Here is a 20,979-nt window from a genome sequence, read left to right on the forward strand (position 1 = left end):
CGCGAAGGCCAGCACCGCGAAGCCGGCGATCGACCGAACGCGCCCGCCCTGACCACCGGCCGACCACCCGGCTCAGCTCACGATGTCGAACGCCCACGGATAACCGTCGTACGAGGTCGTCACGATGTCGTTCTGCGTCGTGCCCTCGTACGAGCTCTCGCCCGGCCGGATCTTGATGACCACCCGCCCGCCGCCGGCGAGCGTGATCTTGCCCGCGTGAACCGCGGCCGTGCAGACCGACGAGTCCGTCGTGTACGGCCCCGACCCCCACACCGTGCCGATCGACCCATCCGCCGGGCAGTTGTACCCAACGGTCGTATCGGCTTTGTCGTCGTACGCCTCGGCCGTGCTGGTCCAGTCCACGTCGGGGTGCTCGACATCGGCGGTCACCGCCGAGCCGCCGTGCCCCGCCCCGTCCCCGGACCCTCCGTCGTGGGAGCCCCCCGTGAGCCGGATGACCCCGTACGTCCCCAGCCCGATCACCAGCAGTACGGCCACCGCAACCGCGACCAGCACCCCGCCGCGCCGCCCTTTCGCGGCCCCGCCGCCGACCGCCCCACCGCTCACGGACCCAACACTCGCGGGCCCAACATGCACGGGCCCACCGCTCGCAGGCCCGACACCGTAGGGCATAGAGGCCGGCGGAGACACCGCCCCAGCCGCGGGCGCGGAAGCACCGAACCCGCCGCGTGCCCCGTTACCGACGGCAGGCACAGCCCCACCACGAGCCCCAGGACCAGGCGGCGGCACAGAACCCCTATGAGGCACCGAGCCGCCGTGAGACACGGACCCACCAGACGGCACGGCACCAGGAGGCGAAACCGGATACCCGGTGACCGGCGCAGACGCAAAGGCCGGCGAGACCGGCGCCCCCGGCACCCCGCCAGCACCCCCCGAAACCGGCACCCCGGAAACCGGCAGCCCAGACGCAGGCACCCCAGACGTAGGCATCCCGGGCGGTGCCGACACGGACGCAGCCGCCGCCCCCGATTCGTACATCCCCCCGCCGCCTCCGGAAGAAGGCACCGTGAACTGCACGGACGCCCCCACGGCCCCCTGCGCCACCACTAGCTCCGGCTGCTCGACCACCGTCGGCGCCTTCCCGAGCGCCTGGTGCAGCAGCGTCGCCACGAGCGGAATCCGGCTCCCGCCGCCCACCAGGAACACGCCCTCGACGTCGCCCGGCCCCAGCCCCGCGGCCGCGATCGCCGCGCGCGTCGCTGTCACCGTGGCGGTCAGGATCGGCCGCGCCAGCTGCTCGAACTGGTCCCGCCCGAGCGGGACGTCGGCCTCGAGCGCCGGAATGTGGATCATGGTGGAGGCGGTGCGCGAGAGCATCTCCTTCGCCGAGCGTACGTCGTCCCAGAGCAGCCGGTTGGCCCGCCGCTCGGCGCTGGTGCCCGGGTGCGTGAGCCGATGCCACGCGTCTGCGTCGCGCGCGCCGTGGCTCGCCCCGAGGTACCCGACGATCGCCGCGTCGATGTCCAGCCCGCCGCTGGTGCTCAGCCCCTCGGCCGAGAGCACCTCGAAGGCCCCGCCGCCGTGGCGGACCACGGACGCGTCGAAGGTGCCCGCACCCAGGTCGTACACGACGAACGCCGACCCGGGCAGCGCCCGCGGCGCGCCTTGCCCGCCGAGCGCATGGAAGACGAGCGTATGGAAGACCTGCGCGGCGGCGACCGGCTCCGGCAATAGCGTCACGGATCCGAGGCCGGCCCGCTCCGCGGCGGCGAGCAGCACCCCGCGCCGGGTCTGCGCCCAGGCCGCCGGGCAGGTGACGGTCACCGGCCCGAGCGCCACGCCGGAGACCCGCCGCGCCTCGCCGGCCACGCGCGCGAGCACCGCGGCGATGAGATCGACGGTGGCGACCTCCTGCTCGCCGAGTAGCACCGTGGCCTCGTCGATGCGCCGTTTGGGGTTCGGCTCGTACCGCTCCGGGTTGATCCGCGCCGCATGCATCGCGTCGCGCCCGACGAGCAGCCCGGAGGACGCGTCGGCGAAGACGGCGGACGGCAGCGTCGGCGATCCGTCGAACAGCAGCGGCCGAACGTGCCCGTCCGGCCAGGCGAGCATTGCCACGGTGTTCGAGGTACCGAAGTCGACCCCGAGCCGGTACCCTCGCGCGTCCACGCCGCCAGAGTACGGGCTGGTCGCGGCCCCGCGATCGGCTCATCGGTCCGCGTTGGGCGCTTGACGGGCGCATCGACATCCGTTAGACCGGCAGAGGCAACTCATCGTCAAATGTCTATGGAGGGACAGCGTGGTCCGATCCCAGCTCGCCGCCATCGCCATCACCATCGCCGCGGGCGTCGCGGCCGTGGCGGTGGCGGCCCCGCCCGCCGGGGCGACCGGGGAGGGCGCCCCGGTCGTGACGAACGGCCCCTGCCAGTACACCCAAACCCCCGACGATCCGCCGGCCCGCCCGGTGTCGCTGCCGCCCGACCCGCGGCACACCCCCGACCGCGGCACGGTCACCGTCACGCTGCTGACCAACCTCGGCCTCATCCCGCTCGCGCTCGACCACGCCGCGGCGCCCTGCACGGTGCAGAGCTTCCTGCACCTGACCCGGCACGGTTTCTACAACCGCACCGTCTGTCACCGCCTCACCACCTACCCCACGCTGAAGGTCCTGCAGTGCGGCGACCCGACCGGCACCGGCGAGGGCGGCCCCGGCTACCGCTACAAGGACGAACTGCCCACCAACCTGCCGCCCGCCCCGACCGACCCCACCGGCGTGCGCCGCCTCTACGCCCGCGGCGTGCTCGCCATGGCCAACGCCGGCCCCGACACCAACGGCAGCCAGTTCTTCCTGGTCTTCGCCGACTCCGCGCTGCGCCCGAACTACACGATCTTCGGCAGCGTCCGCCCGCTCGGCCTGCACACGCTGGACCGCATCGCCGCCGGCGGCGTCGCACCCACGCCCGACGACCCGGCCCCGGTCGACGGCGCACCGGCCCTGCGCACCGAGATCTGCCTGGCCATCTGACGCCCGCGGCGCCCGCCTTCGCCGGTGGGCGCCGCCCGTCCGCCCGCACGCGGTTATCCACAAGAACAAAATCTTGGTGGTGGTACCGCATGTGCCGTCCCTATCGTCAAGTGCATGACGGTCGATGTGGTCATGCCGTCGGCGTTCACCGTCGACGACCTGTGGCGCGTGCCGGCGGCGCTGGCCCGCCGCGCCGGCCGCGCCGCATCCGACGCTCAGCGGGCCCTGACCGCGATCCTCGAGCGCACCGAGGTCCCCGTCGTCCTGCGCGACGACGGCCGCCTGACGTTCTTCCCCCACGACCCGGCGGACGTCGCCGCGGTCCGCGCCGCCCAGTACGCCGCCCGCGCCGTGCACGCCCACCTATTCGCCCTGATCCGCACCGCCCACGCGCCGTAAATGCCCGCCCGCTCGACCTGACCCGCATCGCGCACGCGCCCTGAGTGCCTCGCCGGCTCGTCGCGACCCGCATCGCGCACGCCCTGTGAGCGCCTGCCCGCTCGCCCTGACCCGTACCGCGCATGCGCAGTGAGTGCCTGCCCGCTCGCCCTGACTCGCACCGCGCACGCGCCGTGAGTGCCTGCCCGCTCGCCCTGACTCGCACCGCGCATGCGCAGTGAGTGCCTGCCCGCTCGCCCTGACTTGCACCGCAAACGCGCCGGTTGTGTGTGGGCCGCGGAACTGGCGAGGCGGCGGGCGGCATCATGGTGGCCGTGTACGAGTTGGACGTCGTGTCGCCGGACAGCCTTGGGCGGTTCGTCTACCGCTGGTACGGGCCGCCGGATCGGTCGCCGGTCCGCGATCCCGATTGGCCGCCGGATTTGTCCGAGCCGGGCGGTGCTGTGCCGGAGGCGCTCGTGGAGTGGCATCGGCTCGCGGGGCGCTATACCTATCCGCTCAGTCGGGACCATGTCATGTTGCGGCCCGATGGGGGCCGGAACGGAATGGTCCGTTTCTGGGAAGGCGCTGACGACTGGTACTCGTACGACAACGGAGCATTCCGTTCCGGAGTGCTCGATCCTGAGGTGATCGAGAACGATGAGCTCCCGACCGGGGTCAGCCTGTCGCGGTTCCTCGTCTATGCGGCCGTGTACGAAGCCACCTATGCGCCGTTGCACGGGCTCGTCCTCATGAATCCGGCCGCCGAGCAGTTGCGTGGCGTCAAGGTGCGGCTGCGGGAGCTTGACGACGGGCTGTGGCAGTGGCCCGATCCCGACGTGCGGTACTACGGGGACGACGACCTGCTCGCGCACCTCGGGCCGGATCGGGTCGTGATCGCGGGGCGGCATCGCGATGCGCTCGGGCGATTCGACGGGCTCGCGATCGACTGGGACTGGGACACCCGCACGCTTTGAGCCCAGCACCAAAGACAGCCCCAGCACCAAAGACAGCCCCAGCACCAAAGACAGCCCGACACCAAAGACAGCCCGGCACCAAAAGACAGCGCCGCGCCAAAAGACAGCGCCGCGCCAAAAGACAGCGCCGCGCCAAAAGACGGCACCGCGCCGGAGACGCAGCGTTAGGGGACGTGGATCAGCATGGTGCAGACGTCCTCATCGTCGGGGACGTTCAGGCTGGTCACCAGGTGGGTGATCACAGCGTCGAAGTCGGTCAGGTCGATGGTCTCGGCGGCGCGGCGCACCAGGTCCAGGCCGCCGCCCCGGCGGCGGTCCGACCTCGGGCGGGTGCCCGCGTACTGGCCGCCGGTGTAGAAGAGGACGCGGTCGCCTGGGGTCAGCGTGACGGCGGTGTCGGTGTAGCGCATCTCCGCCACCTCGCCGAGCGGGAGGCCCAGCGGGCCCGTCAGGACCGTGCCGGCGCCGGCGGCGTCGTAGCGGACCGGGGCGACCTGGCCGGCGGCGGCCCAGCGCAGTTCGCGCGTGGAAGGGGTGTAGCGCGCCACGACCAGGCAGGCGGTGTGCTCCACCTCCATCGCGCACAGCATGCCGTTGACGGCGGTCAGGATGTCGCCGGGCGGCATGTCCAGCACCGCGTAGGCGCGGACCGCGTAGCGCAGGCGGGCCGCGGTCGTCATGGAGGACAGGCCGCGTTCGTCGACGTCGCCGAGGACCAGGATGGTGCCGTCGGGGACGGAGCAGGCGTCGTACCAGTCGCCGTCCACCGTGCCGACCCGCTCCGGCGAGCGGCAGCGGCCGCAGAGCTCCACGCCCTCCAGGTGGCCCAGTTCGGGGTCGGTGGGGAGCAGGGCCTTCTGCAGGGCCTCGGCGGCGCGGCGCTCGTCGGCCAGGCGGTGGCGCTGCGCGGCCAGGGCTTCCTCGGCGCGGCGCAGGCGGGCCTCGATCGCGCGCTCCTCGGTGACGTCCTGCACGGTGCCGCGTACGGCGGTCACGTTGCCCGTGTCGTCGAGGATCGGCTCCGCCGCCAGGCGCAGGCGGCGGCCGCTGACCCGGCCGGCGCCGCGGACCTCGGCGAGCAGCTGCTTGCCCTCGACGATCGTGCGGCGCACGGCGTCCTGAACGGCCAGCAGGTCGTCGGGGTGCACGGAGTCGGCGAGCTCGTCGACGGGGATCGTCGCGGCGTCGCGGCCGCGGTGGAACAGGCGGACGAGCTCGGGGGAGCAGCGCGGCTCCGGGTCGCGCAGCTCCCAGCAGAAGGAGCCGACGCCGGCGATGCGCTCGGCCTGCAGCAGCTGGTCGTAGAGCAGGTCGGCCTCGGTGGCGACCCGCCACACCGCGAACACGCGGTCCCACAGGCGCACGGCGTGCACCGAGAGTGTCTGCGGGCCGGGCACGCCGTCGGTGCGGGGGTCGGCGCGCAGGCCGTCCAGGCGCCGCGGGCGGCCGTCCTGCAGTACCCGTGCGAACTCCGGCAGCAGCGTCGCGCTGCCCAGCGCCGGGTACGCGGCCAGCAAAGTCGCCTCGTCGGGGTCCACGCGCGCGCCGGAGAAGATCTGGCGGGCCAGCGCGTTGGCGTACTCCACCCGGAAGTCGACCAGCTGCCCGTCCTCGTGGACGGGAGAGAGCAGCGCGCCCGGGTCGTGCAGCGCGTCGATCACGGTCGGCAGCCACACCTGGGCCGGGGCCGCCTGCCCGCTCTCCTCGCCGGCGACGTGGAACCAGGCGCTGGCGATCTCGTCGCCGATGAGCGCGTCGACCTGCCGGGCGACCGGCTCGAGCAGGGCGCTGACGTACCGCCGCAGCTCCTCGCCCGCCGGCAGCCCCTCGGCCCAGGTCATGAGGATGCCGCCGATGACCCGCTCGCCGGAGATCAGCGGCGAGGCCAGCAGCGTGTCCCCGCTGAAGGGCGGGTGGCCCAGGACGGGGAAGCGGGCCAGGCCGGTCTGCGCGGAAAGCCACAGCGTCTCGGCGTCCTGCACCGCGACGACGAGCGGCACGCCCGGGTCCGGCGGGATGCGCGACCAGCGGCTGCGCACCTCGCCGGGCACCCCGTAGGTGCCGACGCCGCGCTGCGCGCCGTCCGGGTCGAGCAGGGTCAGCAGCACCGAGCTCGGCGCCGGCCAGGCCGTCGGCGCGGTGCCCAGGACGTCGCAGATCTCGTCGTAGCTGCGCGCCGCCGCGATCCGGGCGCCGAGCAGCTGGTGCTGGGACTGCAGCGCCTCCACCTCGGGCGGGCGACTGGCGCGTTTGCGGGCATTTTGCGGTACCAAATCCGGCTTTTCGGGTTTTTTAGCCGTCGAACCGTCGGTCCGGTTGCGGGCCACGTGCTGGCGCAGCTCGTCGTCGATGAGGTTGACCACATCCGGCGCGTTCGGGTCCGGCGAGGTGGTCCCGACGATCGCCGCGGCCACCTCGATGAGCTTGATGTTGGTGCGCTGGGAGAGCCGCACGAGCTGGTCGAAGCCCTGGTCGGGGGTGATGCCGAGCCGCTCGACGAGCACGCCCTTGGCCTGCTCGATCACGGCGCGGTTCCGCATCGCGGTGCGCACCCCGGTCAGCTCGGCGCGCAGCTTGGCCACGAGCGCTGCGAGCGCCTCGGCCGGCTCGGCGCTGCCGCCCTCCGCGGGGGCCCTGTCGACCATGCTCCTGCCTCTCCGATGTCTTGGCGCCTCTGCGACGTGCTTGTCGGTGTCGCCCGTTGATGTTTACCACCATCGGGGCCGGGTAGGGGCGGTGCAGTAAGCGCAATCGGGTCGTGGAGGTCGCTGTCTTGAGGATCGCCTTGGTCTCCGCGCAGGCGAACCCGCTCATGCTGGGCGGACCGGGCGCGGGAGGGCGGCACACGCACGTGGCGGCCCTGTCCGAGGCGCTGGGACGGCTGGGACACGAAGTCGTCGTGTACGTGCGGCGCGAGGACCCGGATGCGCCCGCCGAGGTGGCCTTCGCGCCGGGCGTCACCGTCGAGCGCGTCGCGGCCGGCCCCGAGCGCGTGGTGCCCGCCGGCGAGCAGCTTCCCCTGATGGGCGACTTCGGCCGCGCGCTCGCCGCTCGCTGGGAGACCGACGCGGCCGGCCCCGATGTCGTGCATGCCCACTACTGGCTCTCCGGCCTCGCCGCGCTCACCGCCACCGCCGAGATCCGCCGGCCGGTCGTCGTCACCTACCACGGTCTCGCCGCCGGCGAGCGCCGCCACCTGCCCGTCGACCGCAACGCCGGCCCCGGCCCGCGGGCCGGGCTGGAGCGCACGCTCGGCTCGCTGGCGGACCGGGTCGTCGCGCAGAGCGAGGACGAGGTCGCCGACCTCGGCCGCATGGGCGTGCGCCGCGCCGGCACCGTCATCGTGCCCTCCGGCGTCGACGTGGAGCGGTTCACGCCCGGCGGCCCGGCCGCCGACCACCGCCGCCCCGGCCTGCGCCGCATCCTCAGCGTCGGCTCGCTCGAGGAGCGCAAGGGCTTCGCCGACCTCATCGAGGTGCTGCGCCGCGTGCCCGGCGCCGAGCTCGTCATCGTCGGCGGCCCCGACCAGGCCGGCCTCGACCGCGACCCGGAGGCCCGCCGCCTGCAGCAGCTCGCCGACCGCCACGGCGTGGGGGACCGGCTGCGCATCGTCGGCGCCGTGCCGCAGGACGAGATCGCCGGCTGGTACCGCTCCGCCGACGTCCTGGCCTGCGCGCCCTGGTACGAGCCGTTCGGCCTCACGCCGCTGGAGGCGATGGCCTGCGGCGTCCCCGTCGTCGCGTACGCGGTCGGCGGCATCGCCGAGAGCGTCATCGACAACGTCACCGGCGTGCTGGTATCCCCGCGCGACACGGTCGCCCTAGCCGGCGCCCTGCGCGCCCTGCTCGGCGACGAAGTGCGCCGGATGAGCTTCGCCAGCGCCGCGATCGACCGGGTCCGCTCCCGATACACCTGGGAACGCACGGCCGCGGAACTGGAGCGCGTCTACCGCGCGGTGAGCGGCGGCGAGCCCGCACCGGCGGCCGCGGACGCCACGGACGAGGCCGACGAGGACGAAGAGGCACTGTCCGAGGTCTCATAGAAGCAATGCCGCATCGGTACCCCCTGAGCCTGCGCCGTTCGTGTGCGAACCTTGCCCGCGGCGTATGCGCCGGGGTACGTTAGGCAGACCGCATCATCCGAACGGCTGATGGTCGATCCGCCGGTCGTCCAGCGACTGATGCGACCTATCCGGATGTTTCCGGACGGGCCCGGCGGATCGTCAAACAGGCGCGATTCCCGCCGCGGCCACGGCCGGGCGCTCGAGACCAGGGCGCCGACCGACTGACTCTCGCCCAGGGCCCGCCGCGCGCCGAAGCCGATGCCGTGCGCGCCGTGCGGACCCCGTGGCCGGCAGGCAGGGGGACCCCCTCATGACCGTCACCGCACACTCCCGGACCCGCGTCCCGGCGCCCCGCCCTGGCGGCAGGACCACCCGCCCCGGCGGCAAGGAGGCCGAGGCCGCCGCGCAGGCGCTGCTCACGCTGCTGGCCGACCTCCCCGCCGGCAGCCCCGACCGCGCGCGCATCCGGTCCCGGATCGTCGAGCTGTACCTCCCGCTGGCCGAGTACCTGGCCCGTCGCTTCCGCAACCGCGGCGAGCCCGCCGACGACCTCAACCAGGTCGCCAACCTCGGCCTGATCAAGTCGGTCGACGGCTACGACCCGTCGCGCGGCGCCGCCTTCACCAGCTACGCGATCCCGATGATCGTCGGCGAGCTCAAGCGCCACTTCCGCGACAAGGGCTGGGACGTGCGCGTCCCGCGCCGCCTGCAGGAGCTGCGCCTGGAGATCGGCAAGGTCTCCGGCGACCTGGCGCAGCAGCTCGGCCGGTCCCCGACGGTCGCCGACCTCGCGGCCCGCCTCGACGTCTCCGAGGAGGAGATCATCGAGGGCCTCGAGTCCGGCGGCGCGTACCGCGCCCTGTCCATCAACATGCCGGCGGGCGGCGCGGACTCCGGCGCCGAGCTGGCCGACCTGCTCGGCGGCGAGGACCGCTCCCTGGCGGCCGTGGACGACCGCGAGTCGCTGCGCCCGCTGCTCGCCCGCCTACCCGCACGCGAGCAGAAGATCATCGCGATGCGCTTCTTCGGCAACCTGACCCAGATCCAGATCGCCGAGCGCCTGGGCATTTCGCAGATGCACGTCTCCCGTCTGCTGGCGCGCTCCCTGACCTTCCTGCGCGGCGAGCTCTCCGACCCGTTGTAACGCCGCCGCGGGTCCAGGCCCGTTGCGGCGCAGGCCGCGGGTCCGGACCCGTTGCGGCGCCGGTTTGTCCGACAAGTCGGGCACTCCGTGCCACGACTTGTCGGATTTATACCTCGACAGGCGATAAATCTGTGCAAATCGGTCGAGCCGGTCGCGGTGAAGGCGGGCATGGGACGAGCGGTCATGCGGACCCGATCCCGGCTCAGGCCGGGCACAGGCCGGCGCCGGCTCGCGGTGAAGACGGGCGCAGGCCGGCGCCAGCTCGCGGTGAAGACGGGCACAGGACGAGCGGCCGCACGGACCCGGTCGCGAGCTCAGGCCGGCGTCAGCACCGAGGACATCGACAGCTGGTAGACGTTGTAGGCCTGCTTGATCACCGGGTGCGCCACGTTGCGGACCGGCACCCCGCCGGGCGTCGTGCCGCGCTCCGAGCCGCCGTGCGCGTGCCCGTGCACCGCCAGCCCGACGCCGGGGACGGTGTCGATGGCCTGTGCCAGGTGGTAGGAGCCGAGGAACGGGTAGATCTCCAGCGGCTCGCCCAGCAGCGTCTCCGGCACCGGGGAGTAGTGGGTCAGCGCGATCCGCACCTCGCAGTCCAGCGCCGCCAGCGACTCGGCGAACTGCGCGGCCAGCTCGCGGCCGTGGCGGGTGAAGGCCTTCATCTCCGGCTCGCCGAACTCGCTGGCGCACGCGCCGGCGAACCCGCCGCCGAAGCCCTTCGTGCCGGCGATGCCGACGCGCAGGTCGCCGCAGGTCAGCACGGTGCCGGTGCATTCCAGGACGGCGAGGCCGGCGTCCCGCAGTACCGCCGACACCGCATCCTGCTGATCGCTGTGGTAGTCGTGGTTGCCCAGGACCGCCACCACGGGCACGGGCAGGCCGCCGAACTCGCGGGCCACGCAGTGTGCCTCCTCGGGGGTGCCGTGCCGGGTCAGGTCGCCGGCGAGCAGCAGCACGTCGGCCTTGCCGCCGAGGTGCTCCAGCGCCGGGCGGTACCGCCCGAGAACGTCGGCATCGAGGTGCACGTCTCCCACCGCCGCAACGCGAACGCCGCCGATCACAGCTCCTCCACCTCCTCGGGCTCGTGTACGCGCGTGATCCCGATGTTGCAGCGCAGCGGCAGGTCCGGGAACGCCTCGGCGACCGCCTGGCAGATCAGGTCGCGGCGCTCGGCGCACTCCACCTCCCCGACCAGGGAGATCCCGGATTCGGTACGCACGAACCGGATCCCCTGCTCGGTGATGCGCTCGTCCTCGGCGAGCAGATGCTGCAGCTCGCCCTCGACGTACTGGTCGACGGACATCGTTGATCCCCCCTAGACGGCCGCCGACAGGGCGCTGGCCTCCGCCAGCGACATGACGCCGAGCCGGTCGATCAGAAACAAAAAAGCATGGGCATACGGTGAGTGGGTCGTTTCGCGGTACACCCGCGGCCAGTCGATCTGCTCCCGCAGCGAGCGGGCAACCGGCAGCCCGCGCGCGAAGTCGCAGTAGTGCGCCGACCAGGTGAGTACCTTGTGGATCATCAGCTCGGTCGCCGAGAGCACCGGCATGTGGCAGGCGTTGACCGCGATGATGTCGGTGTCGCGCAGCGTCGCGTCGGTGACGGGCCGCTGTACCGGGCAGAAAATGAGGTCGATCAGCAGGTCGCCGTGCTCGGTGGTGTCCCAGACCTTGACCAGCCAGCCCTCCGGCGGCACCTCGCCGCGGAACCCGGCCTCGGTCAGCGTGGCGAGGACCCGCTCGGCGTCGTCGGCCTTGATCAGGAAGTCGATGTCGTGGTCGACGGACTCGCCGCCGCGCGCGTACACCGCAAAGCTGCCCGCCAGGCAGAACGGTATGCCCGCGTCCTTGAGGAGGTACGCGGCCTTCTTGAGTGTGGCGATCAGCGGCTGCCGGTCCTCGGAAACTGCCATGAATAGCGGCTTACCCGCCCGGTCATTCCGTCACACGCGCCGATTCGAGCAGCTCGCCGAGGCGTTGCAGGAGCTGCGGCGGGCAGGCCTGGGCCAGCCGCGGGAACAGCTCGGTCTCCTCCTGCTGCATGTGCAGGCGAACGACGTCGAACAGTGCCGACGCGCCCGCCTCGTCGCAGCCGGCCGCATCGCGGGCCATCGCGGCGTGCTCGGCCCGGTCGAACTCGGCGATCTCCGGCCCCGCCGGCAGGTGCTCGCGCAGCGCCGGGTGCAGGAACCGCTCCTCCCGCGCCGCGTGCAGCGCGAGCGCGTGCAGCGCCGCCGTCAGTGCCGCCCGGCGCCGATCGGCCGCCTGCGCGGTCTCGACGTCGGCGAACAGCGACTCCAGCCGGCGGTGCTCGGCCACGAGGAGGTGGATGAGATCGGCCGGCATGGAGCAGGCGTACCCATATCGGGCATCTCGCTAACCCGTTGGTGTGCAATGCCGTCGATATGGGCGGGCCGGGCTTCCGCAGGGCTTGGCACATGTGTTCGAATTATCGTTCATGGAGCGCAGAAAACACTGGTGGAACGGCACCTGGGGCCGGCTGGCCCGCCGCGACGTGTACCTCTTCGAGGACGCCGGCATCTGGTGGGTCGAGTCGCGCGAGGGCGGCGCCGACGGGCGGAGCCGCCGGTACGAGTTCGCCGACGAGGACAGCGCGATGAACTGCGTCTCCGGCCTGCTCGCCCAGCCGGGCGTGTGGCGCGAGCTGCCCTGATCCTGATAAAACGGAAATTTCGCGTTAAATCTGATAGGCGACAAGACGGGTGCACGCAACGAATCGCCGTTGAGGTCGCGCAAGACACAAAGAAGCACCGCTGATAAGCAGTGAATCACAATGGTTCGCCGCGTTGGGCGGCCGTAGGTTTTGACGCATGAGTCGTCGCTACCTCATGTGCCGCCCGACGTACTTCGCGGTGGACTACGCGATCAACCCGTGGATGGACCCGACCGCGCCGGTCGACGCCGAGCGGGCCGTGGCGCAGTGGACGACCCTCTACGAGCTGTACCGCGAGCTCGGCCACACCGTCGAGCTCATCGACCCGGTGCCCGGCCTGCCCGACATGGTCTTCGCCGCCAACGGGGCCACCGTCGTGGACGGGCGGGTGTACGGCGCCCAGTTCCGCCACCCGGAGCGCGTCGACGAGGGCCCGGCGTACCTGGAGTGGTTCGCGCGCAACGGCTTCGACGTGCACGCGGCGAAGAACGTCAACGAGGGCGAGGGCGACCTGCTGCTGGCCGGCCAGGTCATCCTCGCCGGCACCGGCCTGCGCACCGAGCACGCCGCGCACGCCGAGGCGCAGGAGCTCTTCGGGCGGCCGGTCGTCACGCTGCAGCTGGTCGACCCGCGGTACTACCACCTCGACACCGCGCTGACCGTGCTCACGCACGCGGGCACCGCCGGCAACGTCGCCTACTACCCGGGCGCGTTCTCGCCCGGCAGCCAGGAAGTGCTCCGGCGCCTGTACCCCGACGCGATCATCGCCACCGCCGAGGACGCCGCCGTCCTGGGCCTCAACGCCGTCAGCGACGGCCACCGGGTCGTCCTGCCGTCCGCGGCCACCCGCCTGGCGGCCGCGTTAGCGTCGAAGGGGTTCCAGCCGGTCCCGGTCGACGTGTCCGAACTGCACAAGGCCGGCGGCGGTCCCAAGTGCTGCACCCTGGAGATCCGGGGACGAATGGAGGTCCAGGGATGACGAGCATCGCCAACCGCACAGGCCCGGCGGTCGAGGAGGCCGAGCGCTACACGGCCCACAACTACCACCCGCTGCCCGTCGTCATCGCCGAGGCCGAGGGCGCCTGGGTCACCGACGTCGACGGCCGGCGCTATCTCGACTGCCTCGCCGGCTACTCGGCGCTGAACTTCGGCCACCGCCACCCCGACCTGATCGCCGCCGCCCGCGAGCAGCTCGACCGGGTCACGCTGACCAGCCGGGCGTTCCTGCACGACCAGTTCGGCCCGTTCTGCGCCGACCTGGCCCGCCTCACCGGCAAGGACATGGTCCTGCCGATGAACAGCGGCGCCGAGGCCGTCGAGACCGCCATCAAGGTGTCGCGCAAGTGGGGGTACAAGGTCAAGGGCGTCCCGGACGGACGGGCCACGATCATCGTCGCGGACGGCAACTTCCACGGACGCACCACGACCATCGTCAGCTTCTCCACCGACCCGGAGGCCCGCGCCGACTACGGCCCCTACACCCCCGGCTTCCGCGTCGTGCCCTACGGCGACCTGGACGCGCTCGCCGCCGCCATCGACGAGACCACGGTGGCGGTACTGCTGGAGCCGATCCAGGGCGAGGCCGGCGTCCTCGTCCCGCCGCGCGGGTACCTGCCCGGCGTGCGCGAGCTGTGCACGTCCCGGGGCGTACTGTTCATCGCCGACGAGATCCAGTCCGGCCTCGGCCGCACGGGCGCGACGTTCGCCTGCGACGACGAGGCCGTCGTCCCCGACATTTACATCCTGGGCAAGGCCCTCGGCGGCGGCATCGTGCCCGTCTCCGCGGTCGCCGCCGACCGGGAGATCCTCGGCGTGCTGCGCCCCGGCGAGCACGGCTCGACCTTCGGCGGCAACCCTCTGGCGTGCGCCGTCGCCCGCGCGGTGATCGCCCTGCTGGACACCGGCGAGCCGCAGCGCCGCGCCCGCGAGGTCGGCGAGCACCTGCACCGCCGCCTCAACGCCCTGGTCGGCCACGGCCTGACCGCCGTGCGCGGCCGCGGCCTGTGGGCAGGCATCGACATCGACCCGGCGCTCATGACCGGCCGGGAGGCGAGCGAGCGCCTGATGGCCCGCGGTGTGCTGGCCAAGGACACGCACGGCTCGACCCTGCGCCTGGCCCCGCCACTGGTCGTCACTCGCGAGGAGATCGACGCCGCCGTGGACGCCCTGACGGAGGTTCTCAAGCCTTGAGCACGCCATGTCACGGAGCGCGACTGGATAATGCGCTCCGTGACTGGCCTGGGTCGCCGTTTGAACGGGCATGGTACGGTGATATCAGCGGTGCGCACCGGAGCCGAGGTCCGCGAACGCTCTGAAACGCGCCTCGCTACAACGGCCGCCGCAACAGCCTGCTGAACCAGCCAGGGCGCTGCTCGGGCACGCGCGCGACATCGAGCACCGGCGTCGCGGACCCTTGCCGCGCCGTCGCGGGCCGCCCGGGTTGCCCGTGCGGCACGGACAGCACGGACGGCACGATGGCAGCCGCGGGCGCGACCACCGGCGGCACCGTCACCGCCGTGGCCGTGGCCGTGGCCGTTGCAGCGCGGGGCGGTCGATCGCCGGCGAGCGGTCGGGCGCGGGCGAGCGGTCGACCGCCGGCGAGCGGTCGGGCGGGGCGAGTTCGTGCGCCACCGGGCAGTGCGCCGGCGCGGCGACCGGCGAGCGACCCCGGCGGCCCAGCTCGCGCGCATCGGGGTCGAGGTAGAAGTTGGGGCGCTGGTCGGCCTCGGCGTAGTACCGGTGGAAGACGCCGGTCACCGCGCCACTGATCGGCGGGACGATCCACGACCAGTCGGCCGGCGTCGGGCGCCCGCAGCGCTCTTCGCTCGCGACGTGGGCCAGGAAGCGCTCCGACTCGGTGTGGTGGTCGCTGATGCGCGCGCCGGCCGCGTCGAAGGAGTGCAGCACCGCCCGGTTGAGCTCGACCAGGGCCCGGTCCTTCCACAGCGAGCGCTCCGTGCTGGTGTCCAGGCCGAGCCGCGCCGCGACGAGGGGCAGCAGGTTGTAGCGGTCCGGGTCGGCGAGGTTGCGGGCGCCGATCTCCGTGCCCATGTACCAGCCGTTGAACGGGGCCAGCGGGTAGTCCACGCCGCCGATGCTCAGGCGCATGTTCGAGATCGCGGGGATCGCGTGCCAGCGCAGGCCCAGCTCGGCGAAGAACCGCAGCTCGGGGTGATCGATCGGCACCTCCCACACGGCGTCCTCGGGCAGCTCGTGCAGGGTCACGGAGCCGTCGGGGCCCTCGATCGCCAGCGGCAGCACGTCGAAGGGGTTGTCGAGCTTGCCGCGCCAGCCGTGCTGCTGCAGCGTCTCGGTGAACTGCGCGTACCGCGGGTCGCCGGTCACGGTGCCGTCGGGGTGGCGGTGGCCGGCGTAGCGCACCAGCTGGTCGTTCCACAGGCGGGCGGCGGGGCGGCCGGGCACGTGCGGCGCGAAGATCGAGATCACGGGGCGGATCACGTGGCGTTCGCGCTGGCCGGCCAGGCGCAGGTGGCGTACCAGCTCGTCGACGATCTCCGGGGGCTCGGTGACCTTGCGCAGGTCCCGCACCACGAGGCTGCGCCAGTACAGCCGGCCGATGCAGCGGCTGGCGTTGCGCCACGCGACCCGGGCGCCGAAGACCAGCTCGGCGTGCGTGTGCGCGTACGTGCCGGTCTCGGCGATCTCGTCGCGGACCCGGGCCAGGCGCTCCCGTCCGTTGCCGCCCCGCCGCTGCTCGTGGTGGTGGAGGGCGAGAAAGTCCTCCGCCTCCGCGGGGTCGACGGGCGCGTGCGCATCCCACTGCGCCCCTGGCGTGTCGCGGTACCCGGGCACGCTCACGCGGATCCTCCCAACGCCGAGTGCGGGCAAGAAACCCATGTTGTCGGCGTCGCATTGCGCGAGGTCGCACAAGGTGTGCGGCCGGAGGCGCACCCCTGAAAACCCTCACGGCATCAACCCGATGCCACTCTTCGCAGGCGGGCCAGGTAGGTCTGCGCGACCACGACGAGCGCGATGAAGGCGCCGCTGATCACCGTCTGCCAGGCCGACGTGACCGTGCCGATCTGGTTGATCAGGTTCTGGATCACCTGGAGCAGCATCACGCCGGCGATGGTGCCGCCGAGCGTGCCGGCGCCGCCGGTCAGCAGCGTGCCGCCGATGACCACCGCGGCGATCGCGTCGAGCTCCATGCCAGTGCCGAGCACCGTGACGCCGGAGCCGAGGCGGGCCGCGTTGATCGCGCCGGCCAGGCCCGCGAGCAGGCCCGAGAGGACGTACACGCGGATCTGGGTGCTGCGGATGCGCACACCCATCAGGCGGGCCGCGTCCTCGCTGCCGCCGATGGCGTAGACGGACTGGCCGAAGCGGCTGCGGTACAGCAGCAGCATCCCCGCGCCGAAGAGCACCGCGACGAGGTAGACCGGGTAGCCGATCCCGCCCAGCTCGCCCGTGCCGAAGTGCTTGAAGGCGTCGGTCCTGACCAGGTAGGTGTTCGCGCCCTCGCCGGACAGGGCCAGCATCAGGCCCCGCGCCCCGAGCAGCCCGGCGAGCGTGACGATGAACGGCGCCAGCCGGGCGTAGGCGATGATCGAGCCCTGCACGAGGCCGAACACCCCGCACACGACCAGCGGCAGCGCGAAGGCCGCCCAGGTGCCGTACTGCGACGCCCACGCCGCGAGCACCCCGCCGAGCACGTACAGCGAACCGACCGACAGGTCGATCCCGCCGCTGACGATCACGAAGGTCATGCCGAGCGCGATGAGCGCCGGAGGCGCCGCCGAGATCAGCACCGTGCCGAGGTTGTCGAAGGTGCGGAAGCTGTCGAACGAGACGACGCCGACCACGATCACCAGCGCCAGCACGGCGAGCGCGCCCTGGCGCTGCACCAGCTCGACGATGCGCTCGGTGCGCATCGAGGCGGCTTCGGCCCGCTCGACCGCCTCTGGAGCCGTGGTCACGGTGCTCACCGGGTCCTCCGTTCGCGCGCCGCGTAGACCGCGACGAGGATGATGACGGCCTGCACCATCTGGGCCGTCGAGTCCCGCAGGTTGTTCGCGATCATCGTGGCGGTGAGCAGCTGCATGAGCAGCGCGCCGGCGACGGTGCCGAGCACCCGCACCTTGCCGCCGGTGAGCGGGGTGCCGCCGACCACGACCGCGGTGATCGCGGAGAGCTCGATGAGCAGGCCGATCCGGGACGCGTCGGCCGAGCCGATGCGCGAGACCTGGATGATGCCGGCGACCGCGGCGAGCATCCCGGAGATGATGTACACGCTGATCAGCACCCGGCGCACCGGCACGCCGGCGAGCACCGCGGCCGGGCGGTTGTCGCCGATGGCCAGCAGCCGGCGGCCGAAGACGGTGCGGCGCACCAGGAAGCCGACCACGACGGCGAGCACCGCGGCGATCCACACCGTGTAGGGCACGCCGAAGAGCGAGTCGGTGCCGATGGCCAGGAAGTCCTTGTCGCGGATGTCCTTGTACCGGCCGCTGGACAGCACCAGGGCGATGCCCCGCCCGGCGACCAGCATCGCCAGGGTGGCCACGATCGGCTGCAGGCCCACGTAGGCGACCAGGCCGCCGTTGACCAGGCCGATGACGAGGCCGCCGACGAGCGCCAGGATGATCGCGGCGACGGCGCCGTAGCCGAGGTACAGCGGGATGATGGCGGCGCCGAGCGCCATCACCGAGCCGACCGACAGGTCGATGCCCTCGGTGCCGATGACCAGGGCCATGCCCAGCGCCACGATGACGACCGGGGTGACCTGGACCAGCTGGATGCGCAGGTTCGACCACTCGAGGAAGTTGTCGGTGTACCCGATGTTGAACAGCACCAGCACCAGCAGCGCCACGTAGACGCCGTAGGCCGGCAGCAGCCGGCGCAGCCGCGCCAGGTCGAGGCCGCGCGCCTTCACATCAGCAGGGGCGGTCATGACGCCGCCGTCGCGATCACGTTCATCAGATGCTCCGTCGTCACCTCGTCGCCGCGCAGCATGCCCACCACGGCGCCATCTCGCAGTACCACCACTCGGTCGGAGCCCTCGATCAGCTCCTCGGCGTCGGAGGACACCAGCACCACACCGAGGCCCTCGGCGGCGAGCTCGTCGATGAGCGCCTGGACCTCCGCCTTCGCGCCGACGTCGATGCCTCGCGTCGGCTCGTCCAGCAGCAGCACCTTGGGGCCGGTGGCCAGCAGCCGGGCCAGCAGCACCTTCTGCTGGTTGCCGCCGGACAGGTCGCCCACCCGCTGGTGCGGGCTGGACGCCTTGATCCGCAGCCGGGTCATGAACGTCTCGACGATCTCGTCGATGCGCCGCTCGGAGACCACCCCGGCCGTGGACAGCCGCGGCAGCACCGCCAGCGCGATGTTCTCCCGCACCGACAGCCCCAGCGCGATGCCCTCGGCCTTGCGGTCCTCCGGCTGCACGGCGATGCCGGCCTTCAGGGCGCTGACCGGCGTCGGCCGGCGCAGGGTGCGCCCGTCGACCTCGACGCGGCCGCTGTCCAGCGGCAGCGCGCCGGCCACGGCCTTGATGGTCTCGCTGCGCCCGGCGCCGAGCAGGCCGCCGAGCCCGACCACCTCGCCGGGCCGGACCTCGAAGGTGACGCCGGCGAGGCGGTGGCGGCTGTTGAGGTCGGTGGCGCGCAGCACCGGCGTGCCGGCGGCGGCGTCGTGCTCGCCGGCGAAGCTGGTGAAGGAGCGCTCCGCCGAGACCGGCCGGCCCAGCATGTGCGAGACCAGCTCGACCCGCTGCAGGTCGGCGAGGCGGCCGGCGCGCACCAGGCGGCCGTCGCGCAGGATCGTCACGCCGTCGCAGATCCGGTACAGCTCGTCGAGGCGGTGGCTGACGTAGATGATCCCGACGCCCTGTTCGTGCAGCCGGCGTATGACGCCGAAGAGGGTCTCCACCTCGCGCGGCTCCAGCGACGAGGTCGGCTCGTCCATCACGACCACGCGGGCCTCGATCATGACGGCCCGGGCCAGCGCCACCATCTGCTGCGCGCCCAGCGGCATCAGGCCCAGCGGGCGGCGCACGTCGGAGGTGATGCCGTAGCCGGCGAGGACGTCGGCGGCCTCGCGGTTCATCCGGGCGACGTCGACCAGCCCGAGACGGTTGCGCGGCTCCCGGCCGAGGAAGAGGTTGCGCGCCACGCTCATGAGCGGGACGAGGTTGACCTCCTGGTAGATGGTCGAGATGCCGGCGGCCTGAGCGTCCAGCGGCCCGGCGAAGGACACCGGGGCGCCCAGGTAGCGGACCTCGCCGGCGTCCGGGCGGTACACGCCGGTGAGGACCTTGATCAGGGTGGACTTGCCGGCGCCGTTCTCGCCGACGAGCGCGTGCACCTCGCCCGCGCGCAGCGTGAACGAGACGTCGTCGAGCGCGCGCACGCCCGGGAACTGCTTGCTCACGCCGGTGACTTCGAGCAGGGGCTCGGACATGTTGCCTCTCTCCAGAAGACCCGAGAAGGCCCAGGCCGGAAAGCGTCCGGCCTGGGCCATGAACCCGTAAAGGTCAGTACGCGAGACCCAGATCCGACGATGCGTTCGTGGTGTCGTACTCACGGTCCTGGATGATGATGTTCTCCGGGATCGCCTCGCCGTTGAAGAACTTCGTGGCGGTGGAGAAAGCGAGCGGGCCGAAGCGCGGGTTCGACTCGATGACCGAGTAGATCCAGCCGTCGACGATGCCCTGCACGGCGCCCTTGGTGCCGTCGATCGTCACGATCTTGACGTCGCCGGCCTTCTTGCTCGCGCCCTTGAGGGCCGTGATCGCGCCGAGGGCCATCTCGTCGTTCTCGGCGTAGATGCCGTTGACGTTCGGGTTGGCCTGCAGCAGCTGCTCGGCCGTCTTCTGGCCGTCCTCGCGGGAGAAGTTGCCGGTCTGCTCGAACACGATCTTGATGCCCGGCGCGACCTTCGCCAGCTCGTCCTTGAAGCCGCTGGTACGCAGGGTGGTCACGTTGTTGCCCGGCGCGCCCAGCAGGATCGACACGGTGCCGGTGTTGTTCAACGCCTTGGCCATCTTGTCGGCGGCCCGCTTGCCCTGCTCCGCGAAGTCCGACCCGATGAAGGTCAGGTAGTTGGTGCAGCTCTTCGCGTTGATCTTCCGGTCGATGGTGACGATCGGGATGTGCTTGGCGTTGGCCTTGGCGAACACCGAGTCCCAGCCGTCGGAGTTCAGCGGGGCGATGATCAGCAGCTGCACGCCCTGGTCGATCAGGGTGCTGACGTCGGTGATCTGCTTGTCGAACTTCGAGTCGGCGTTGGTGGTCTTGAGGTTGCCGGTCGGGATGCCCAGCTTCCCCGCCTCGTCCTTGATGGACTGGGTCTCGGCGATGCGGAACGGGTTGGCCTCCTTCTCCGACTGGGAGAAGCCGACCGTGGCGGTATTCAGGTCGACCTTCGTGCCGCCGTACTGCTGCAGGGTGCACGTCGCGCCCGCGGCGTCGGCCGACTTGGTCGCCTGCGCGGCGGCGGAGGCGTTCGCCGTCGACGCGGACCCAGCGTTGTCGTCCTCGGACTTCGCGCAGCCGGACATCAGCAGGGCCGCGGCGCTGAGCACGGCCAGAGCGGGCCGCCAGCGGCCACGCATATCGATCATGGTGTCACTCCCTTGAGCGGAGGGTGGACTGGGTTGCCTGTGCGGATCCATCGAGGTGCATCGCATTCACGCGTATCGCATTCACGCATCCTCCAACTTTTTCTGTCAAGACTTTCCACCCACCCGCCCAAAACCCAACACCAACTGTCACATGAACGAGACCTGGGCGTGGCC

19 protein-coding genes are annotated in these 20,979 nt (G+C 72.2%); 8 read left to right on the forward strand and 11 right to left on the reverse strand.

The genetic code is table 11. The annotated features are described in order from the left end of the window. Positions 1-72: 72 nt before the first annotated feature. Complete coding sequence (locus tag ABD901_RS20360; RefSeq protein WP_345128678.1) at positions 73-2,130, reverse strand: Hsp70 family protein; 2,058 nt, start codon at positions 2,128-2,130, stop codon at positions 73-75. A 130-nt stretch (positions 2,131-2,260) separates the two neighbouring features. Here ABD901_RS20360 and ABD901_RS20365 point away from each other — a divergent pair, with 130 nt between their 5' ends. The 3 genes from ABD901_RS20365 (at position 2,261) to ABD901_RS20375 (ending at position 4,341) form a co-directional block, all read left to right on the forward strand. After that, entirely contained in the window at positions 2,261-2,986 is a 726-nt protein-coding gene (locus tag ABD901_RS20365; RefSeq protein WP_380138537.1) for a peptidylprolyl isomerase, read from the forward strand. Positions 2,987-3,100: 114 nt separating this feature from the next. After that, positions 3,101-3,385 (forward strand): hypothetical protein, encoded by a 285-nt coding sequence (locus tag ABD901_RS20370; protein WP_345128679.1) that lies wholly within the window; start codon positions 3,101-3,103, stop codon positions 3,383-3,385. Between the two features lie 314 nt (positions 3,386-3,699). Next, the gene (locus tag ABD901_RS20375; protein WP_345128680.1) at positions 3,700-4,341 is read left to right on the forward strand and encodes a hypothetical protein; all 642 of its coding nucleotides are present in this window, start codon (positions 3,700-3,702) and stop codon (positions 4,339-4,341) included. Between the two features lie 164 nt (positions 4,342-4,505). On the opposite strand, the gene ABD901_RS20380 is transcribed toward ABD901_RS20375, so the two are convergent. Then, positions 4,506-6,986, reverse strand: a complete 2,481-nt coding sequence (locus tag ABD901_RS20380) for a SpoIIE family protein phosphatase (protein WP_345128681.1) — start codon at positions 6,984-6,986, stop codon at positions 4,506-4,508. 128 nt (positions 6,987-7,114) lie between these two features. Here ABD901_RS20380 and ABD901_RS20385 point away from each other — a divergent pair, with 128 nt between their 5' ends. After that, positions 7,115-8,383, forward strand: a complete 1,269-nt coding sequence (locus tag ABD901_RS20385) for a glycosyltransferase (protein ID WP_345128682.1) — start codon at positions 7,115-7,117, stop codon at positions 8,381-8,383. Between the two features lie 331 nt (positions 8,384-8,714). Then, positions 8,715-9,548 carry an RNA polymerase sigma factor SigF gene (locus ABD901_RS20390; RefSeq protein WP_345128683.1) on the forward strand — a complete coding sequence of 278 codons (834 nt, stop codon included), beginning with the start codon at positions 8,715-8,717 and terminating at the stop codon, positions 9,546-9,548. 314 nt (positions 9,549-9,862) lie between these two features. On the opposite strand, the gene ABD901_RS20395 is transcribed toward ABD901_RS20390, so the two are convergent. From ABD901_RS20395 to ABD901_RS20410, 4 genes are read right to left on the reverse strand one after another with little or no spacing between them, the layout of a single operon-like run. Next, positions 9,863-10,606 carry a metallophosphoesterase family protein gene (locus ABD901_RS20395; RefSeq protein WP_345128855.1) on the reverse strand — a complete coding sequence of 248 codons (744 nt, stop codon included), beginning with the start codon at positions 10,604-10,606 and terminating at the stop codon, positions 9,863-9,865. After that, positions 10,606-10,851: a hypothetical protein gene (locus ABD901_RS20400; RefSeq protein WP_345128684.1), complete on the reverse strand. Its 246-nt coding sequence runs from the start codon at positions 10,849-10,851 to the stop codon at positions 10,606-10,608. The genes ABD901_RS20395 and ABD901_RS20400 overlap by 1 nt, the downstream gene beginning before the upstream one ends. 12 nt (positions 10,852-10,863) lie before the next feature. Next, complete coding sequence (locus ABD901_RS20405) at positions 10,864-11,463, reverse strand: nucleotidyltransferase family protein (protein ID WP_345128685.1); 600 nt, start codon at positions 11,461-11,463, stop codon at positions 10,864-10,866. A gap of 22 nt (positions 11,464-11,485) precedes the next feature. Further along, positions 11,486-11,896, reverse strand: coding sequence for a hemerythrin domain-containing protein (locus tag ABD901_RS20410; protein WP_345128686.1), 411 nt, complete (start codon positions 11,894-11,896; stop codon positions 11,486-11,488). 112 nt (positions 11,897-12,008) lie between these two features. Here ABD901_RS20410 and ABD901_RS20415 point away from each other — a divergent pair, with 112 nt between their 5' ends. The 3 genes from ABD901_RS20415 (at position 12,009) to rocD (ending at position 14,414) form a co-directional block, all read left to right on the forward strand. Further along, entirely contained in the window at positions 12,009-12,224 is a 216-nt protein-coding gene (locus tag ABD901_RS20415) for a hypothetical protein (RefSeq protein ID WP_345128687.1), read from the forward strand. 157 nt (positions 12,225-12,381) lie between these two features. Continuing rightward, entirely contained in the window at positions 12,382-13,203 is an 822-nt protein-coding gene (ddaH, locus tag ABD901_RS20420; RefSeq protein WP_345128688.1) for a dimethylargininase, read from the forward strand. Beyond that, a complete protein-coding gene (gene rocD / locus ABD901_RS20425; protein ID WP_345128689.1) occupies positions 13,200-14,414 on the forward strand; it encodes an ornithine--oxo-acid transaminase in 1,215 nt (404 codons plus the stop codon). The genes ddaH and rocD overlap by 4 nt, the downstream gene beginning before the upstream one ends. A 318-nt stretch (positions 14,415-14,732) precedes the next feature. On the opposite strand, the gene ABD901_RS20430 is transcribed toward rocD, so the two are convergent. The 5 genes from ABD901_RS20430 to ABD901_RS20450 form a co-directional block, all read right to left on the reverse strand. Further along, the gene (locus ABD901_RS20430) at positions 14,733-16,043 is read right to left on the reverse strand and encodes a nitric oxide synthase oxygenase (RefSeq protein ID WP_345128690.1); all 1,311 of its coding nucleotides are present in this window, start codon (positions 16,041-16,043) and stop codon (positions 14,733-14,735) included. A gap of 113 nt (positions 16,044-16,156) precedes the next feature. Then, positions 16,157-17,170 carry an ABC transporter permease gene (locus ABD901_RS20435; RefSeq protein ID WP_345128691.1) on the reverse strand — a complete coding sequence of 338 codons (1,014 nt, stop codon included), beginning with the start codon at positions 17,168-17,170 and terminating at the stop codon, positions 16,157-16,159. Beyond that, positions 17,167-18,135 carry an ABC transporter permease gene (locus ABD901_RS20440; RefSeq protein WP_345128692.1) on the reverse strand — a complete coding sequence of 323 codons (969 nt, stop codon included), beginning with the start codon at positions 18,133-18,135 and terminating at the stop codon, positions 17,167-17,169. Before ABD901_RS20440 ends, ABD901_RS20435 begins: the two co-directional genes overlap by 4 nt. Then, positions 18,132-19,643 carry a sugar ABC transporter ATP-binding protein gene (locus ABD901_RS20445; RefSeq protein WP_345128693.1) on the reverse strand — a complete coding sequence of 504 codons (1,512 nt, stop codon included), beginning with the start codon at positions 19,641-19,643 and terminating at the stop codon, positions 18,132-18,134. Before ABD901_RS20445 ends, ABD901_RS20440 begins: the two co-directional genes overlap by 4 nt. A 73-nt stretch (positions 19,644-19,716) precedes the next feature. After that, complete coding sequence (locus ABD901_RS20450) at positions 19,717-20,805, reverse strand: ABC transporter substrate-binding protein (RefSeq protein WP_345128694.1); 1,089 nt, start codon at positions 20,803-20,805, stop codon at positions 19,717-19,719. Between the last annotated feature and the right edge of the window lie 174 nt (positions 20,806-20,979).

Source organism: Dactylosporangium darangshiense, assembly GCF_039537565.1.
In the GTDB taxonomy this organism is placed as follows: Bacteria; Actinomycetota; Actinomycetes; order Mycobacteriales; family Micromonosporaceae; genus Dactylosporangium; species Dactylosporangium darangshiense.

What these genes read in the sequence shown, in the direction of transcription:
- ABD901_RS20370 (WP_345128679.1), top strand. Translation starts at nt 3,101, where the DNA reads ATGACGGTCGATGTGGTCATGCCGTCGGCGTTCACCGTCGACGACCTG.
- ABD901_RS20380 (WP_345128681.1), bottom strand. Translation starts at nt 6,986, where the DNA reads ATGGTCGACAGGGCCCCCGCGGAGGGCGGCAGCGCCGAGCCGGCCGAG.
- ABD901_RS20390 (WP_345128683.1), top strand. Translation starts at nt 8,715, where the DNA reads ATGACCGTCACCGCACACTCCCGGACCCGCGTCCCGGCGCCCCGCCCT.
- ABD901_RS20400 (WP_345128684.1), bottom strand. Translation starts at nt 10,851, where the DNA reads ATGTCCGTCGACCAGTACGTCGAGGGCGAGCTGCAGCATCTGCTCGCC.
- ABD901_RS20405 (WP_345128685.1), bottom strand. Translation starts at nt 11,463, where the DNA reads ATGGCAGTTTCCGAGGACCGGCAGCCGCTGATCGCCACACTCAAGAAG.
- ABD901_RS20410 (WP_345128686.1), bottom strand. Translation starts at nt 11,896, where the DNA reads ATGCCGGCCGATCTCATCCACCTCCTCGTGGCCGAGCACCGCCGGCTG.
- ABD901_RS20415 (WP_345128687.1), top strand. Translation starts at nt 12,009, where the DNA reads ATGGAGCGCAGAAAACACTGGTGGAACGGCACCTGGGGCCGGCTGGCC.
- ddaH (WP_345128688.1), top strand. Translation starts at nt 12,382, where the DNA reads ATGAGTCGTCGCTACCTCATGTGCCGCCCGACGTACTTCGCGGTGGAC.
- rocD (WP_345128689.1), top strand. Translation starts at nt 13,200, where the DNA reads ATGACGAGCATCGCCAACCGCACAGGCCCGGCGGTCGAGGAGGCCGAG.
- ABD901_RS20440 (WP_345128692.1), bottom strand. Translation starts at nt 18,135, where the DNA reads ATGACCGCCCCTGCTGATGTGAAGGCGCGCGGCCTCGACCTGGCGCGG.
- ABD901_RS20445 (WP_345128693.1), bottom strand. Translation starts at nt 19,643, where the DNA reads ATGTCCGAGCCCCTGCTCGAAGTCACCGGCGTGAGCAAGCAGTTCCCG.
- ABD901_RS20450 (WP_345128694.1), bottom strand. Translation starts at nt 20,805, where the DNA reads ATGATCGATATGCGTGGCCGCTGGCGGCCCGCTCTGGCCGTGCTCAGC.